The sequence below is a fragment of the Acidipila rosea genome (genome assembly GCF_004339725.1).
Lineage (GTDB): Bacteria > Acidobacteriota > Terriglobia > Terriglobales > Acidobacteriaceae > Acidipila > Acidipila rosea.
In genome coordinates this window covers 614,826-630,814 of the sequence record NZ_SMGK01000002.1, presented here as the reverse complement: position 1 = coordinate 630,814, position 15,989 = coordinate 614,826, and the positions used below count along the sequence as shown (strand labels likewise).

Sequence of the window (15,989 nt, the reverse complement as noted above, 5' to 3'; positions counted from 1 at the left end):
GGTGAATGCCAGAAGTCTACCGCAAAAAGAAGGGGAGCCGGTTGGCCCCCCTTCCTGGGTTGAGTCCCCACGCTTAGAACTGAACGCGTGCGGAGAATTGCAGTTGCCGCGGGTTGGTCGAGTTGTTGATTCCCGGGCCGCCGGTAATTACCCCATCGCCACCGTCAATATTCGTCTGCGACGGATTGCCGGCATTGATGTGGTTGAAGGCGTTATAACCATCCACCCGGAGAACTGCTGAAAGGTTCTCGTGTATGGGAAAGGTCTTCTGCAGGGAGATGTCCGAGTTGAAGAAGTGCGGTCCGAAGATCGCATTCCTTCCCAGTGTGCCGATCTGGTCCAGTCCGGGAGCAGTGAATCCACTGAACGGGCTGGTCGTCAACGGCGTTGTGGTGCCCTTGAAGTAAGTCCACTGGTGTTTGATTGGATCGAAGTGGCTCTGGCCGACCTTCAGGTAATTGCCGGTGCCATTCGGATAGCACGGCGCATCGCTGGGAACAGCAGCACCGCACTCAGCATAGCCGAGGGTAAAGGGCAGGCCGCTCGACCAGTTGACGACCGGGCTGATCTGCCATCCTCCGATGATCTGGTTCACAAAGCCATTTACGTTTCCGCCGATCATCTTGTTGCGTCCGAACGGCAGTTCGTAAGTGGCGAAGAGCACTTCCTGCTGCTCGCGGGTGGAGTCGTCACGGCCTTTGACGGCCTGCTGGCTCCATGTCGAGTAGCTGCTGTTGAAGTTGACGCTCCGCTGCCACGCGTAGTTTGAGGTGAATGACAAACCATGCGTGAACTGCTTGTTGATCGTCACCTGCAGCGCGTTGAAGTGAGTGTTCTGGTTGTCTCCGTAGTAGGCGATACCCTGCGTCCAGCCGCACATCCCTGGCTGGATACCTGGTTCACCGAGCGGAGTGGCATAGTTAGCATCTTGGCAGGCGGCCAGCGTGCCGCCATAGTAGCGCTGCAGCAGGTTGGTATTCGCAACGCCGCCGTTCGGGGTTATGCCATTGGCGTCTGCCGGGTTTGAGGAGCTGCCCGCTGTCGGATCGTAGTGGAGCGTACGTCCTTCCACGCTGGCTGCTGCCGGCAGAAAGATGCCGGGCTCGTTCGGGTTGGTGTTGTTGCCGTCGCCGGCGCTCAGCGTGTGCGTGCCCTTGTTGCCGACATAGGCGAGCGTGACCGAGAGCGTTGGCGTCAGCGAGCGCTGGATGCTCAGGTTCCATGCATCGAGCGTCGGCAGGCGGAGGCTGTTAGGACGAGCCTTGTTGCTCACAGCATAGCCGGGAGCAGGAAGCAGTCCGTTCGAGGGAACCGTCGGGAACTGGTACGCCGTCGGCCCCTGCGTCAGGGTGAAGGCATAGCTGGTAGGACCGTTCGGCTGTGAGAACTGCTGGTTGGCCAGCACCGGCAGGTTCTGGGTGGATACGTGTCCGAAGATGGAACCGAAGACTCCGATATCGAAGCTGCGGCCATACCCGGCGCGGATCACCGTCTTGTCGTCAATCTGATAAGCGATGCCCACGCGCGGATTCCATGCGTTTGAGGCCATGCTCCAGCCCATGTTGGTCGGCACGTTGCCGTAGCCTGCAACATGCAGGTAGCCATCGTTCAGGTTCATCAGAGATCCCTGCCCTTTGCCGTTCACGGACTCAGGGAAGTAGAACTCGTAACGAACGCCGTAGTTCACGGTCAGGTTAGGAGTTGCGCGCCACGTATCCTGCGCGTAGAAGAAGTCGCGCTTCTGGAATTCCTTGGCATTGGTTGAGACGCTCACGTAGCGACCATAGGCTGTTACCTGGCCGAGCGCGAGAGTTGCGAAACCGAGACCGCCCGTCGAGCCGTTGCTGGTCGGGCCGGTGCCGAAACCGATGATGCCGGTGCGGTCCGTATCGCTGGGCACGCGGAGGTTGCGGGCATAGCGAAGATCGGCGCCGAACTTGACCGAGTGCGTACCGAGAATCTTGGTCCAGTTGTTGACAATCTGGAACTGGTCTTCCCGTTCCGTCAGCGGGCAGTTGCAACGATTCACATTCAGGCCGGAACCGAACTGCGGACCGCCATCGGTTGGATTGCTCGGGCTTCCCGGTTGCTGCGCTCCTACATCGGCAATGTTGAAGCTCGGTGCGCCGCTGGTGACATCGTTCGTGTTCATTCCCGGAATGCCGAGATTCTGCGCAAAGGGAATGCCCTGGTTGTACTTGGTCGCTCCGATGTTGTAGCGGTAGTAGCCAACGCGGAAGTCGGTGAGCAGTGTTGGGTTGAGTGCAACGTCTGCGCCCGCTGCAAGGCTGTCATCCGCGCCGTGTGATGTACCGCCGTAACCGTTCAGTCCGAAGCCCGGACCGCCCGAAGCGCCGAACATCGTGGTGCCGGACAGGATGCTGGTGAAACGGCTGAAGCGCGTGAACGCATGGATCTTGTCCGTGACCTGATCGTCTACGCGAACATCCCACTGGTCGTTGTTGAATCCGCCTGTACCGCTGCCGACATAGTTTTGAGCAAGGCCGTTGAATCGGCCTGAGGTGTTCGGGGCATACTGCTGAATCCCCTTGAGGAAGGCCAGTGCCTGCGGCGAGACCATCGCCGCGGGAATGACATTATTCGGGTAGGGAACAGGGCCATTGGCCGTCTGCTGATAGATGATGCCGTTTCCGCCCGGAACATTGGCTGCATACTCGCTGAAATCGCAACCGGGGATGCCGCTCGGTCCCACCTGCTGTCCAAGGCAGGTCGCCGTCAGCAGCGATGAAGGAACAGTGGCAGTGTTGGCGATGCCCGTCTTCTGGCGCAGTCCCTGGTAGTCGCCAAAGAAGAACATCTTGTCTTTGATGATCGGGCCGCCGATCGATCCGCCGAACTGGTTACGCAGTCCTGGAGGGAAATTGGTTCCCGGTGGCTGCTGGATAGGATCGCGCGCGAGGTTGGCATTGCTTTGGCGATAATCGAAGGCGCTGCCGTGGAAGGTGTTGGTGCCCGACTTCGTCGAAGCGACAATGACCGACGAAACAGCCTTGCCGAATTCAGCGTCGAAGTTCTGCGTGGTGATCTTCGTTTCAGACAGTGCGTCGAGTGGAGGATTGATGACGATGATGCCGAGAATCGGATCCTGGTTATCGGTGCCGTCCAGCTCATAAGCGACGCCGCCGAAGGCCTGTCCGTCTACCTGGATCTGTTGGCTTCCCTGCGGGTTTTCGTCAGCCGCATGGCTCCATCCCAGCGCCTGCGCGCCAGGCAGCAGCAGCTGCAGTCCCGTGAAATTACGATTGGGCAGTGGCAGATCCGAAATCGAGCGCTCGCTGAACTGCGTCGATACATCGGCGCGATCCGTCTTCAGCTGCGGCACGGAATCTGCATTCACAGTGACAGTCTGCGATTCGCCGCCGACCTCAAGCTGAATGTCGACCTTCGGAGAGGTATCGACATACACCTGCACACCTTTGGTCTCTCCGGCTTTGAAGCCTGACATCGTTACCTTGACGTCGTAGAGATCCGGGATCAGGTGCTCCAGCACATAGCCGCCGGAGCCGTTTGTTGTTGTCGTGAAAACCGTACCCTTGGCTTCGTCTGTAATCGTTACAGTCGCACCGGGAATGGCAGCATTCGTATTATCGGTTACAGTTCCGTAGATCGAACCGTAAATTGCCTGCGCATAGGACGTTGATGTCCCGGCTGCCAGCGCAAATAGACCTAGCGCACAGGCCAGAGCCGCTGCTAGTCGTTTCGTCATGTGGTCTCCAAAAAATCTTCAGTTAATGTTGTTGCCGCCCGCGCCCTCGCTCGAAACTCCTGAGCCTGGATTGCGGAGGCAATGTGTGAAACAAATCGGTAACAGGCACTTCGGTGGAGTCAGAGCCTTGGGGTGTCTGGCACCTCTTTACTACCGGACGTTCAATTGGAGGTGGAATGTCTCCAACCGCTGTGAACTATAGAGTTATCCCGAGACGACTGTCAAGAAATAGTTCGAGAGATTACTCAACCTTAAGTTGCAGTTTTTGCCACACTTAAATCTGCTTAGAATGGGCTGGTGCGCAACTACTCTCCGGCAGCCTGCAGACTAACTTTCGTTGTACTCCTGCTGATCTTGGCTTGCGCCAGCTATGCGCAGACTACCGGCCAAACTAAACCAATTTATCCGCCAGACAAGACGCACGCCGCACCCGCGTGGTTTGAGGATGTGGCTTCGCGAGCTGGTTTACTCGCCCTCGATGTAAATGGCAGTCCTGAGGCAAAGCACTACATCCTGGAGTCGACCGGAAGTGGAGTAGCTATCCTCGACTACAACAACGATGGATGGCCTGATATTTTTCTCGTCAATGGAAACTATCTTCACCCAGTAAAAGAAGGCGGTAGTTTACCTACTAGCCATCTATTTCGGAATAACCATGATGGAACGTTTACTGATGTAACTAAGCAAGCCGGACTAACTCAGGTTGGATGGGGACAGGGAGTCTGCGTCGGAGACTATGACAACGATGGATACGACGACTTTTACGTCACCGGCTACGGCAAAAACCGTCTCTATCACAACCAGGGAAATGGTACCTTCGCCGAAGTAGCCGAACAGGCAGGTATTGCAGGCACAGGCAAGGAGTGGGGAACAGGCTGCGCCTTCGTCGACTACGATCGTGACGGCAAGCTGGATCTGGTCGTCTCGAACTATGTTCATTTCGATCTTGCGACAGTCCCGCCTCCCGGCTCTGCGCCCTCCTGCATGTGGAAAGGTGTTCCCGTCATGTGCGGCCCGCGCGGTCTGCAGTATGCGCCGAATGTGCTTTATCACAATCTCGGCGGGGGTAAGTTCGCTGATGTAAGCGGCCCGAGCGGCTTTCAGAAAACACCCGGTCATTACTGCTTCAGCGTAACTACTCTCGATTACGATGAAGATGGCTGGCCGGATATTTTTGTGGCCTGTGACTCCACGCCATCTATCCTCTATCGCAACAACCATGACGGCACCTTCACTGACAAAGCAGCCGACTCAGGAGTTGCTTTCAATGAGGATGGCCGCGAGCAGGCAGGCATGGGTTCCACCTCTGCCGACTACGATGGCGACGGTCATCTGGACCTCTTCAAGACGAACTTCTCCGACGACACCTCGACCCTCTACCGGAACAATGCAGACGGCACGTTCACGGATAATACGTTTTCCGCAGGCCTCGGAATCAACACCCAGGTCCTCGGCTGGGGAACCATGTTTCTCGACGTTGACAACGATGGCTGGCCGGACATCCTCCAGGTAGACGGCCATGTCTATCCCGAGGTGGACAGTGGCCATCTCGGCTCCGCGTTTCGCGAGCCGCGCCTGCTCTATCGCAATCTGGCCAACGGCAAATTCGCCGACATCTCCCGGGAGTCAGGCCCCGGCATCACCCAACCGCGCGCCGCCCGCGGCCTCGCCATCGGCGATCTGTGGAATGACGGACGCCTTGAGGCCGTCATCAACAACATCAGCGATCAGCCGATGCTGCTGGTGAACCTCGCCGCGCACCAGAACCACTGGCTCGGCATCCGGCTGGTCGGAACCACCTCCAACCGCGACGCCATCGGCGCGCGCGTCACCGTTCAGGGGCAGAGTCGCAGCTGGGTGCAGGAGGTACGCAGCGGTTCCAGCTATGACTCGAGCAGCGACCTGCGCCTGCACTTCGGCCTCGGTCGCGAAACCTCCCTCAAGGCCGTGGTCGTCCGTTGGCCGCGCGGTCAAGAAGAACTTTTCGCCGTCAGCGGTGTCGATCGCTTCGTTACGCTTCGCGAGGGCGCGGGCCATCCGCTCTCAGCGGGCGCTGCAGCTCTGCCTTCCGCTGGCAATGCCAAGCCGTAACTGCGCCGCTGCCGGATTGTCCGGAGAAAAAATCATCAGCCGGTCCAGGGTGGCCAGTGCCGAGCGCGCATCTCCCAGCTTGCAGTCGGCGACCGCCAGGTCGTAACCGGCGGCCGTCTGCGAGGGGTCTTTCTCGAACACTGAACTCCACAGCCGTTGCGCCGACTGGAAGTCTCCCGCCTCGGCCATCAACACCGCCAGATCGCCTGCAGCCGTACTTTCGAGCGGATCGGCCTTCAGCGCGGCCTGGTACTCGGCCACCGCCTCGCGCCTCTGGCGGTTCATCTCCAGCAGAAATCCGAGCCGGGTGTGGAGTTCGGCGTCGCGCTCCTGGCCCGCCTCCGTCCGTTCAGCTTTCCTCAGCAGCGGAATCGCGCGCTCACCCGCCGCCTGGTTGCCGTGCGTGGCCAGCTGCGCGTAGGCCAGGCCGAAGTCGCGATCCGTCGCAGGCTCTCCGCCCACGGTGACCAGCTCCTGCGAGGGTGCAGCCGTTGAGCCCTGCAGCGCGAGTCCCGGCACCCGCTGGATGTCGTGGTCGGTCAGCTGTTCGTGAGCAATGTCTTCCGTCTTCCGCCGCGCCATGTGGCATCCGGCGCAATCCGGCTGCTCGGGGTGGTGTTTCGCCACGAAGGCAGCCTCGCCGTGGCAGGTCAGGCATTTGCTGCGGTAGTAGGCAACGCGCTCTTCCGGCGCGGGCGTGTGGTGCGGGTCATGGCAGGTGGCGCAGCTCATCCGGTCGCCGCTCCTGCGCTTGCATTCGCTCCGCAGCAGCGCCTCCCACTGGCTCGTCGCCCGCTGCGTCGGGCCGCTCTGTTGATGTACGAAGTACACCACCTGGTCGAAGAGATTGTCGCCTGCCTTGAACTCGCCCACCCGATGCCCCAGCCGCGCGACGGACGTCTCGCCCTCCAGGTGGCACTGCAGGCAGATGGAGTCCCGCTTCGCCGCCGGCAGCTTCGCCGGGTTCAGTGCTGGGCTTCGGCCGCCATCTGCGGCGTGGGCCGTCGCATCGCCGTGGCAGGAGGAGCACCCGATGCCTCCATGCGAAAAGGGGGCCCCTGCAAAATGGTTGCGGCTGCCCTCCAGCGACTGCTGCACCCCTGACGCGTGGCAGTGCAGGCAGCCCTCATCGACCGGCATCGTGAAGGGCATCGTCTTCGCGGTGAGGTAGTTCGGCGCCATGTCCCACACCTGTTTTTTCGCGTACCAGTTGATCGGGCTCTCAAACCAGTAGCCCTGCTGATCGAAGAGATAGGTGCGCCCGCGTTTGCCTGAGCCGATGTAGTAGCGCAGCTCCTGTTCGCCCTGCAGCGCGTGGCCCTTCGTCGCCGGACGGTCATAGGAGAGCCACGCCTTGTCGTCTTTCTCGAAGATGCGGTAGTGTACGCCCGACGCCGCATGCGTAAACTCGCCGGGAATCAGCCCCTCCACCGCCGGTCCGCTTGCGCGGGCCATCGGCGTGTGTTCATAGCTGTCGTAGATCTGCTGGTGACACTTCGCGCAGCTCTGGTCTGCCGGGTTCGCCGCCCAGGTGCGGAGTGAGCCGAGCAGCATCAGCGCGCAGATCCATATCTTCATCTTCACTTACTGGATCCATCCGGCATAAGGATAGAGCAACAGAAAGAGAATCATGAACAGCGCCATCACGTCCATGTAGAGCAGCAGCAGCACCCCTCCGTGGTAGAAGCTCCACCGCATCTGCAGGCACCGCGACGTGTCATAGGTGCCGTAGAGCGTCAGGAAGGTGGGCAATATCAGGATCGGGGAGGGGCGGGCATTGGGAAATCCCGACAGTAGGATGGCTGCGCCCAGGCTGATCAGGACCAGTAGCGTGCCCCTCACCAGGGAGCGCGCACGCGGATTGAAGACTGCATAAGGCATCGGGGAAATGGTACGATCGCAACGCTTATGTCTACTCTACCGAACCATGCCTCCGCCATCGACCCGCGGCAGCGTGAAAATGAAAAACGCGAGCGTATCGTCAAACGCGTCGCCCGCGAACTGCGGGACGGCTACTACGTCAATCTAGGCATTGGCATGCCCACACTGGTCGCGAACTGCGTGCCTCCCGGCATTGAAGTCGTCCTGCAGTCGGAGAACGGCATGCTCGGCGTCGGGCCCTATCCGCTTGAGACTCAGGTAGATCCCGATCTCATCAACGCCGGCAAGGAGACCGTCAGCGAACTTCCCGGCACCTCTTACTTTTCGAGCGCCGACTCCTTCGCCATGATTCGCGGCGGCCACGTCGATCTCAGCATCCTCGGCGCCATGGAAGTCGATCAGGAAGGCAACCTCGCCAACTGGATGATTCCCGGAAAAATGGTTAAGGGCATGGGCGGCGCCATGGATCTGGTGGCGAGCGCCCGCCGGGTCATCGTCGCCATGGAACACACCACCAAAAGCGGCGCGCCGAAGATTCTGCGCCGCTGCACCCTGCCCATCACCGGCCTCAAGGTGGTCGATACCATTGCGACGGAGATGGCGTGGATCGCCGTCACTCCGCAGGGGCTCGTGCTTGAAGAGATTGCCCCAGGGCTCACCGCCGCTGACGTTCAGCAGGCGACTGAGGCGGAGCTGATCGTGAGTCCGCAGCTGCGCGTCATGAGCTAGCTACAGCACCCGCAGAACCACAACCGTTTCATCGTCGAAGCGCTCCTGTCCGTTCTGGAAGCGCCCGACCTCGCTGAGGATTACCTCGGCCAGTTTTGAGGCGCTCTTCTGCCGGTGCTTTCGCACAATCTCCTGCACCCGCTCTTCGCCGAACATCTCCCCCGCGGCATTCTGGGCATCCACAATGCCGTCGCTGAAAAAGATCAGCGAGTCGCCCGGCTGCGTCGCCAGGCTGAACTCTTCATACTTCACATCCGGAAAGAGCCCCAGCGGAAACCCCTCCGCGCGCACCGTCTCCACCTCGCCATCGCGGCAGAAGAGCGGCTGCACCGCCCCCGCATTCGCGATCTGCAGCGTCAGGTTCTGATCGTTCCAGACCGCGTAGAGCATGGCCACATACTGCGAATCCACGCGCCGCTCCTGCAGCGCCTCGTTGAGCAGGCTCAGCATCTCTGACGGGGAGGGATGCTGCGCTCCCGCCGAGCGCATAATGCCGCTGACCAGCGCCGCATAGAGCGCCGCCGGAGCCGCCTTACCGCTCACATCTCCCACCACGATCGCGCTGCGGTCGCTGTCGTATTGCAGAAAGTCGTAGAGATCTCCGCCGATCGTCCTCGCCGGCAGAAACCGCGCTGCGAACTCGGCTCGCTGGTGCTTCGGCTTCAGCGGCGGCAGCAGCCGCAGCTGCACCTCGCGCGCCATCTCCAGGTCCTGCTCCAGCCGCTGCTCCTGCTGCATCACTTTCTGGTAGAGCCGCGCATTCTCGACCGCGATAGCGATCTGGCCCGCCAGCGTATTCACCGCCCGCTCATGGTCTTCGTTGAAGAAGTTGGGCCGCGTGTGCTCCACGTCGAGAATGCCGATCACTCTCCCCTTGTGGATCAGCGGCACCGCGATCTCCGAGCGCGTCTCCGCGTTCACCATGTAGTAGCGCGGGTCGCGCCGCACATCCGGCGCGTGGATCAGCTTCCGTTCGCTGATCGCCGCTCCCACCAGCCCGCGATCCAGTGGCAGCTTCTCGTCCGGGTTAAACCGCTCTCCAAATCGCACCGCAAAGCTGTTCTCGAGCACCTGCTCCCGCTCGTTCACCAGCCAGATTGAAAACATCTGGTAGTCGATAATGCGCCGCAGCAGTTGACCGATCCGTTCAAATAGCGGGTCCAGGTCGAGAATCGACGTCAGCTCCCGGCTGATCTCGTTCAGCACCTGCAGCGTCTGCGCCTGCCGCGCCACCCGCGTATAGAGCCGCGCGTTCTCGATCGCCTGTGCAATGCGCGAAGCCGTCAGCTTGAGCAGGTGCAGATGCTCCGGCTGGAAGTAGTCCAGCTGTTCTGACTGGATATCGATTACGCCGATCACGCGATTCTTCACGATCAGCGGCACCGCCAGCTCTGACCGCACATGCGGATTCGCTTCTATATAGTTGCTCGTCTGGGAGACGTCGCCGATCAGCATTGCCTCGCGCGTCTGCGCCACCTGGCCCACAATGCCCCGGCCCACCTTGATGCGCATCCGCTCGATCTCCGGCGTATGCCCGATCTGAAACCGCATGCGAAGATCATTCGTGCGGTCGTTCAGCAGCAGGATCGCAAAGATGCGGAAGTCGATCACCGCGCGCACCAGGTCCGCCGTGCGCTGCAGCAGGGTCTGCAGGTCGAGCGTCGTATTCAGTGCATCCGCCAGCCGGATCAGGAAGCCGGTCTGGTCCGGTTCCACCATCAGGCGTGGGCGTGCGCCTTCCACGGCGCTCACTGACTCCGCCGGCCGGTAATCTCCCTCGAAGTGTTCAGGAGGTACGCCGATTTTTGTCGATTCTTCCGTCACTCGTTTTCAGTGGCACACAAGGAATGTGCGACCAGCCATCATATCGCGCTGTGGCCGACAATGCGCCGGCACATTCGCCTCTCAGCGGTGCAGCTCCTTCACGATCGCGACACTTGCGCTTGCGCCGATCCGGTTGGCCCCTGCTTCGAGCATGCTCCGCGCGTCCGCCAGCGTCCTGATCCCTCCTGAAGCCTTCACCCCGCAGCGGTTGCCGGCAACGCCCCGCATCAGGGCCACGTCGACCGGCGTCGCTCCCCCGGTCGAGAACCCCGTGCTCGTCTTGATGAAATCCGCGCCTCCTGCAATCGCCAGCTCTGAGGCCCGCAGCTTCTCTTCGACCGTCAGCAGGCACGTTTCGAGGATCACCTTCAGAATCGCCCCCGCATCGTGCGCCACCTGGGCAATGCAGCGAACTTCCTGCCGCACCAGCGTATTCTCGCCCGACCGCAGCATGCCCACGTTCAACACCATATCCAGGTCCTGTGCGCCGAGCTTCACCAGTTCCACTGCCTCTTCCCGCTTGGTCGTGCACAGGCTCGCTCCCAGCGGAAAACCCACCACCGTTCCCAGCCGGATGCCCGAGCCCGCCAGCGCCGCATGCGCCGTCGCCACCCATGCCGGATTCACCATCGCGCAGGCGAAGCGATGCTCCGCCGCCTCCTCGCAGAGCCTGATCACCTGCTCCCGGGTAGCCTCCGGCTTGAGCAGCGTGTGGTCGATCACCGCAGCCAGCGTCGCCGGGCTCCGCAGAGCCTCTTCGGCAAACTTCGCACCGTCGAAAACCGCTTCCCGCTCTTCCACGATCTCTTCGTCTATCATGCTGCAATCTCCTGGCGCTCGGGCTTATTCAGGGAAGTCCGGCGGCATAATGCAGATCTCCGGCAGGTTACGAAAGCGCTCTGCATAATCCATGCCGTATCCGACCACAAACTGATTAGGAATACTGAAGCCCACATAATCCGCGCTGATCTTTTGTATGCGGCGGCTGGGTTTATCCAGCAGCGCGGCAATCCGCAGGGACTTCGGGCGATGACGGGCAAACATCTGGTGCAGAAACCCGAGCGTAATGCCGGTGTCGAGAATATCTTCGACGACAATAACGTTGCGTCCTTCCACTGACTGGTCCAGATCCTTGATGAGCTTCACGGCTCCGCTGCTGTTCAGCCCTTTACCATAGCTCGATACAGCCACAAAGTCGAAGGTGCACTCTACTGAGATGCTTCGCGCCAGGTCTGCGAGAAAGATGGCCGCACCCTTCAGCACGCCCACCAGCACCACGCTTTGCCCCTTGTAGTCGGCGTCGATCTGTTGTCCGATTTGCGTAACGCGCTCCTGGATCTCCTCCCGGCTGAAGAGGACACTGAGAGCAGGGGCTGGAACAGCTTTTGGCTGGATTGTGCTCATAACTCCAGCATATCTCCATTGCCTGCTGTGGAAGCTATACTTGTATCAGCAGCGATCATGTATCCATATATACACATTGGCCGTTTTGAAATCGGAACCTTCGGCATCATGCTCTGGTTGGCAGCAGTCTGCGCCGCATGGTCGCTCCATCGCAATTTCCGCCGCTGGAAGATAGACGCGGACGCGGTCGGGATTGTCGCGCTGGTTACCGTCGCCGGAGTCATCGGCGCCAAGCTCTGGCATGTTCTGGAAACCCCCACGCTGCTCATCCACGATCCCGTCGGCATGCTCTTTGACCGCGCCGGGTTTGCCTGGTTCGGAGGCCTCGTCGGCGGCATCCTCATGCTTCTCTGGCAGGGCCGCAGCGCCGGCCTCCGCGGCATGAGGATGCTTGACCTCGCCACTCCCGCCGCCGCCTTCGGTTACGGCGTGGGCCGCATTGGCTGCCTCACCTCCGGCGACGGCGACTATGGCATCCCCACCAGCCTGCCCTGGGGCATGAGCTTTCCCCACGGCCTGGTTCCGACCACCCAGCGCGTCCACCCCACGCCCATCTATGAGCTCATCGCCGCCCTGCTCATCGGCTGGTTCCTGTGGCGCCGCGGCGCTCCTGAGAGCCCAAAGCCCATCGGCCAGCTCACCGGTGAATATCTCATCCTGAGCGGCATCGCCCGCTTCCTAGTCGAGATGATCCGCATCAACCCCCGGCTCTACTGGGGCATGAGCAACGCCCAGATGGCCAGCCTCGGCAGCGTCGTCGCCGGAGTCCTGCTCATTCTGTGGGCGCGCAGTCATCGATCCGCCGCACCCGAGCCGGCCTCTGCTCTCACTGCTTCGTGAAAGCCCGCGCCGGCCGCCGCTGAACGGATATACTCGTAGGGTGGCTGATGCAAACGGCAAAATCGCAGAAAAGACCTTTTACCTGGAGACCTTCGGCTGCCAGATGAACGTGCATGACTCTGAAAAGGTCATTGGCACGCTGGAGCATGAGGGCTATCGCCGGGTCGATCTGGAAGAAGATGCCGGGCTCATTCTCTACAACACCTGCTCCATTCGCGACAAGGCGGAGCAGAAGGTCTTCAACCGCCTCAACGACTATAAAAAGCTCTATGCCAAGGGCAAGCGCTTCGGCGTCCTCGGCTGCGTCGCCCAGCAGGAAGGGGAGCGCATCTTCGAGCGCGCGCCCTACGTTTCGCTCGTCGCCGGTTCCGCCTCCTATCGCAAGCTCCCCGAGATGCTCGTGCAGATCGAGCGCGGAGAGTCCCGCATCACCGGTCTTGACGACCGCCAGACCGACGAAACTTTCGAGACCGAGTTCACCGCCCGCAGCAACCCTCATCGCGGCTACATCACTATCATTGAGGGCTGCGACAAGTTCTGCGCCTACTGCGTCGTGCCCTACACGCGTGGCAAGGAGCGCAGCCGCACCTCCACCTCCGTACTGGCCGAGGCGCGCCGCATGGCCGACGCTGGCTACACCGAGATTCAGCTCCTCGGGCAGAATGTAAACTCCTACCGCGACTCCGAGGGCAAGCGCAGCTTTGCTGAGCTTCTCGCCGCCGTCGGTGAGGTCGAGGGCATCCGCCGCGTCCGTTTCACCACCTCCCATCCGCGTGATTTCACCCGAGACATCGTGGAGGCGATCGACGCCGTGCCCACCCTCTGCGACCATGTGCATCTGCCCATCCAGAGCGGCTCTTCGCGTGTTCTCCAGCTCATGCAGCGCGAGTACACCCGTGACCAGTACGAGGAGCGCATCGCCTGGATCAAGGCTGCCCGCCGTCCCATCAGCATGACGACCGACATCATCGTGGGCTTCCCCGGCGAAACCCCTGAAGATTTCGAGCAGACCATTGATCTGCTGGCGGTCACCGGCTACGACGCCGTCTTTGCCTTCAAGTACTCGCCGCGTCCCAATACGCCTGCCATCACCATGGCCGACTCCATCCCCGACGAAGAGAAATCCACTCGTCTGCAGGTGTTGCTCGATCGCCAGCGTGAGATTCAACGCGCGAACTATGACAAGCACATCGGCCAGATACTTGAAGTAATGGTAGAGGGTCGCAACGAGGCCCGTGGACAGATCACCGGCCGCACCTCGCAGAATAAGACGCTCAACTTCACCACCACGCAACCGATCTATCCCGCCCCGGGCAGCTACCTGCCGGTGCGCGTGACCAAGAGCTTTCCTAACAGCCTCGTTGGTGAAGCTGTTATCTAACGTAAGGAAGGAGCACCAGATGGAAATAGAGATGAAAATCCGCGGCCTGATGGTGGACCCGACCAACAATGCCCCCATCGTGATTCTGAAAGATGTGAAGGGTGATAGCGTCCTGCCCATCTGGGTCGGGCTCTATGAGGCGAACGCCATCGCGCTCGAGGTCGAAAAGGCGACGACTCCACGACCCCTCACCCATGACCTGCTCAAGAACATGATCAACGGCCTCAACGCGAGCGTTCAGCGTGTCGTCGTCAGCGAGCTCCGCAACGACACCTTCTACGCCGTCATCTGGCTGGAGCAGAATGGAGAATCGGTTACCGTCGATGCTCGTCCCTCGGACGCGCTCGCCCTGGCTCTGCGCTCCGACTGCCCCATCTTCGTTGACGAGGAGGTTCTGCGCGCGGCTAAGGTGCTGCCCAATCCGGCAGACCAGGCCACCTCAGAGGAGCTGCGCCGCTGGCTCGAGGGACTCAACGACGAGGATCTGGGCCGCTACAAGATGTAACCGTCGGCCCGTGGGAACTGGAGCTCGACCTTAACCCGGCTCCTGCGCCTCGAACCGAATCGCTCCTGCCTGAAAGACCGGTCAGCTCATGAACCTGCGAAGAATTCTCAAGATGCTGGCGGCCTTCTTCACGGGGCAGGGAGTCTCGATCGTCACGCAGTTGCTCGTGCCGCCTTTCTTCCTCCATCGTTACGCCCACGGTGTCGAGGTTTACGGCGAGTGGATCGCGCTCAGCGCCGCCGTCACCTACCTGGGCACGATCAACTACGGCGTCCAGACTTACGCCAACAACCAGGCGACCATCCACTACAACCGCGGCGAGCAGCAGGAGGCCCGCGCCATCCAGGCCAGCGCCCTTCGGCTGCTCTTCCTGCTCATCGCCATGCTGGCGCCGCTCCTCGCTGTCCTGTTCTTCCTGCCCATCGCCCGCTGGCTGCATCTGGCCTTCGCCAGCAACCGCCAGGCTTCGCTCACCCTGTCGCTGCTGGTGCTTCAGATTCTCGTCAACATGATCTTCTCGCTGCTCTCCAACGGCTTCATGGTCGTGGGGCAGGCGCATCGCGGGGCCAACTGGAATAATTTTCTCCGCCTGGCCATGACCCTCGCTCTCGCCGCTCTTGCCTGGCATCGCGCCTCGTTTCCGGTCCTCGCCGCCAGCCAGCTCATCACCACCGCCCTCTTCACCGTGCTGGTGCTGGTCGATATCCGCATCACCGCACCCTTTCTCGTGCCCGATCTCTCCGCCAGCCGCCCGGGCATGATGCGATCCATCATCCGGCCGAGCGGCCACTTCGGCCTCCTGTCGCTGTCCAGCTTCCTTAGCTGGCAGGCGCCGGTGCTCCTGCTGCAGAAGATGCTCGGCCCCGCTGCGGTTGCAATCTTCTCGCTCACGCGGACCATTTACTCCATGTCGCGCCAGCTCCTCATCGTGCTGACCTTTTCCATCAGCCAGGAGATTACCTACTTCGTCGGCCAGCGCAACTGGAAGCAGCTTCACCGGCTTTACGATCTTTCCGAGCGCGTCGTCCTCATGCTGGTTCCCGTCGTCAGCGTCGGCGTCCTGCTGAGCAGCCCCGTCCTGTTCACCGTCTGGCTGCATAACCGCGCCCTTTACGTGCCCATCATCTGCATCCTCATGGGCCTCGTCTCCGCCGTCATGGGCATCAAGGAACACAAGTACCAGTTCCAGACCTCCAGCAATCAGCACGAACAGCTCTCGACCCTCACCATCCTCTCCTACAGCGCCATGCTGCTGGTGGCCGCGCCGCTGGTTCACTCCTTCGGAGTTCCCGGCTTCCTCATCGCCTGGCTGGCCACCGAACTCTTCCAGACCATCTTCCTGCTGCAGCTCAACGTCTCGCTTTTCCCCGCGGAGATGAAGGTCTCGATCGCCCCCGTCGTCAAGCTCGCCGTCTTCCTGGTTTTCGCCTTTCTTCCCGCCGCATGGCTGGCCTATCGCGCCCTCTCAGAGTCGGTGCCCATAATTTTCGGCATAACCGCCGCAGCAACCTGCCTTCTGGCTGTCTCCGCCTACTTTGTCTTTGGATTGAGCGAGTTGAACGGCCTACTTCAAGCAAAACTTAGGCAGCGATTCATTGGCTGATCAC

At 61.0% G+C, this 15,989-nt stretch carries 12 protein-coding genes; 6 read left to right on the top strand and 6 right to left on the bottom strand.

Going from position 1 to position 15,989, the window contains the following annotated elements:
* Positions 1–73: 73 nt before the first annotated feature.
* A complete protein-coding gene (locus C7378_RS07735) occupies positions 74–3,727 on the bottom strand; it encodes a TonB-dependent receptor domain-containing protein (protein ID WP_131994281.1) in 3,654 nt (1,217 codons plus the stop codon).
* A 354-nt stretch (positions 3,728–4,081) separates the two neighbouring features.
* Between C7378_RS07735 and C7378_RS07730 the strand changes: the two genes are divergently transcribed.
* Entirely contained in the window at positions 4,082–5,818 is a 1,737-nt protein-coding gene (locus tag C7378_RS07730) for a CRTAC1 family protein (RefSeq protein WP_243648131.1), read from the top strand.
* Here C7378_RS07730 and C7378_RS07725 read toward each other — a convergent pair.
* Positions 5,771–7,396: a tetratricopeptide repeat protein gene (locus tag C7378_RS07725; RefSeq protein ID WP_131994278.1), complete on the bottom strand. Its 1,626-nt coding sequence runs from the start codon at positions 7,394–7,396 to the stop codon at positions 5,771–5,773. The two genes, C7378_RS07730 and C7378_RS07725, sit on opposite strands and share 48 nt — an antisense overlap.
* A gap of 6 nt (positions 7,397–7,402) precedes the next feature.
* The gene (locus C7378_RS07720; protein WP_131994275.1) at positions 7,403–7,699 is read right to left on the bottom strand and encodes a permease; all 297 of its coding nucleotides are present in this window, start codon (positions 7,697–7,699) and stop codon (positions 7,403–7,405) included.
* A 27-nt stretch (positions 7,700–7,726) separates the two neighbouring features.
* Here C7378_RS07720 and C7378_RS07715 point away from each other — a divergent pair, with 27 nt between their 5' ends.
* Positions 7,727–8,428 (top strand): CoA transferase subunit B, encoded by a 702-nt coding sequence (locus tag C7378_RS07715; protein ID WP_131994272.1) that lies wholly within the window; start codon positions 7,727–7,729, stop codon positions 8,426–8,428.
* Here C7378_RS07715 and C7378_RS07710 read toward each other — a convergent pair whose 3' ends face one another.
* From C7378_RS07710 to hpt, 3 genes are all read right to left on the bottom strand, one after another.
* Positions 8,429–10,252 carry a SpoIIE family protein phosphatase gene (locus C7378_RS07710; protein WP_341539132.1) on the bottom strand — a complete coding sequence of 608 codons (1,824 nt, stop codon included), beginning with the start codon at positions 10,250–10,252 and terminating at the stop codon, positions 8,429–8,431.
* A gap of 81 nt (positions 10,253–10,333) precedes the next feature.
* A complete protein-coding gene (gene deoC, locus C7378_RS07705) occupies positions 10,334–11,071 on the bottom strand; it encodes a deoxyribose-phosphate aldolase (RefSeq protein WP_131994269.1) in 738 nt (245 codons plus the stop codon).
* Between the two features lie 24 nt (positions 11,072–11,095).
* Positions 11,096–11,656 carry a hypoxanthine phosphoribosyltransferase gene (gene hpt / locus C7378_RS07700; RefSeq protein WP_131994266.1) on the bottom strand — a complete coding sequence of 187 codons (561 nt, stop codon included), beginning with the start codon at positions 11,654–11,656 and terminating at the stop codon, positions 11,096–11,098.
* 57 nt (positions 11,657–11,713) lie between these two features.
* Here hpt and C7378_RS07695 point away from each other — a divergent pair, with 57 nt between their 5' ends.
* The 4 genes from C7378_RS07695 to C7378_RS07680 all read left to right on the top strand — a co-directional run bounded on the left by C7378_RS07695 (position 11,714) and on the right by C7378_RS07680 (position 15,985).
* Positions 11,714–12,496 (top strand): prolipoprotein diacylglyceryl transferase, encoded by a 783-nt coding sequence (locus C7378_RS07695; RefSeq protein ID WP_131994263.1) that lies wholly within the window; start codon positions 11,714–11,716, stop codon positions 12,494–12,496.
* 40 nt (positions 12,497–12,536) lie between these two features.
* Positions 12,537–13,877 carry a tRNA (N6-isopentenyl adenosine(37)-C2)-methylthiotransferase MiaB gene (gene miaB / locus C7378_RS07690; RefSeq protein ID WP_279388578.1) on the top strand — a complete coding sequence of 447 codons (1,341 nt, stop codon included), beginning with the start codon at positions 12,537–12,539 and terminating at the stop codon, positions 13,875–13,877.
* Positions 13,878–13,896: 19 nt separating this feature from the next.
* Positions 13,897–14,382 carry a bifunctional nuclease family protein gene (locus tag C7378_RS07685; RefSeq protein ID WP_131994260.1) on the top strand — a complete coding sequence of 162 codons (486 nt, stop codon included), beginning with the start codon at positions 13,897–13,899 and terminating at the stop codon, positions 14,380–14,382.
* Positions 14,383–14,470: 88 nt separating this feature from the next.
* Entirely contained in the window at positions 14,471–15,985 is a 1,515-nt protein-coding gene (locus tag C7378_RS07680; protein WP_131994257.1) for a lipopolysaccharide biosynthesis protein, read from the top strand.
* The last annotated feature ends 4 nt before the right edge of the window (positions 15,986–15,989 follow it).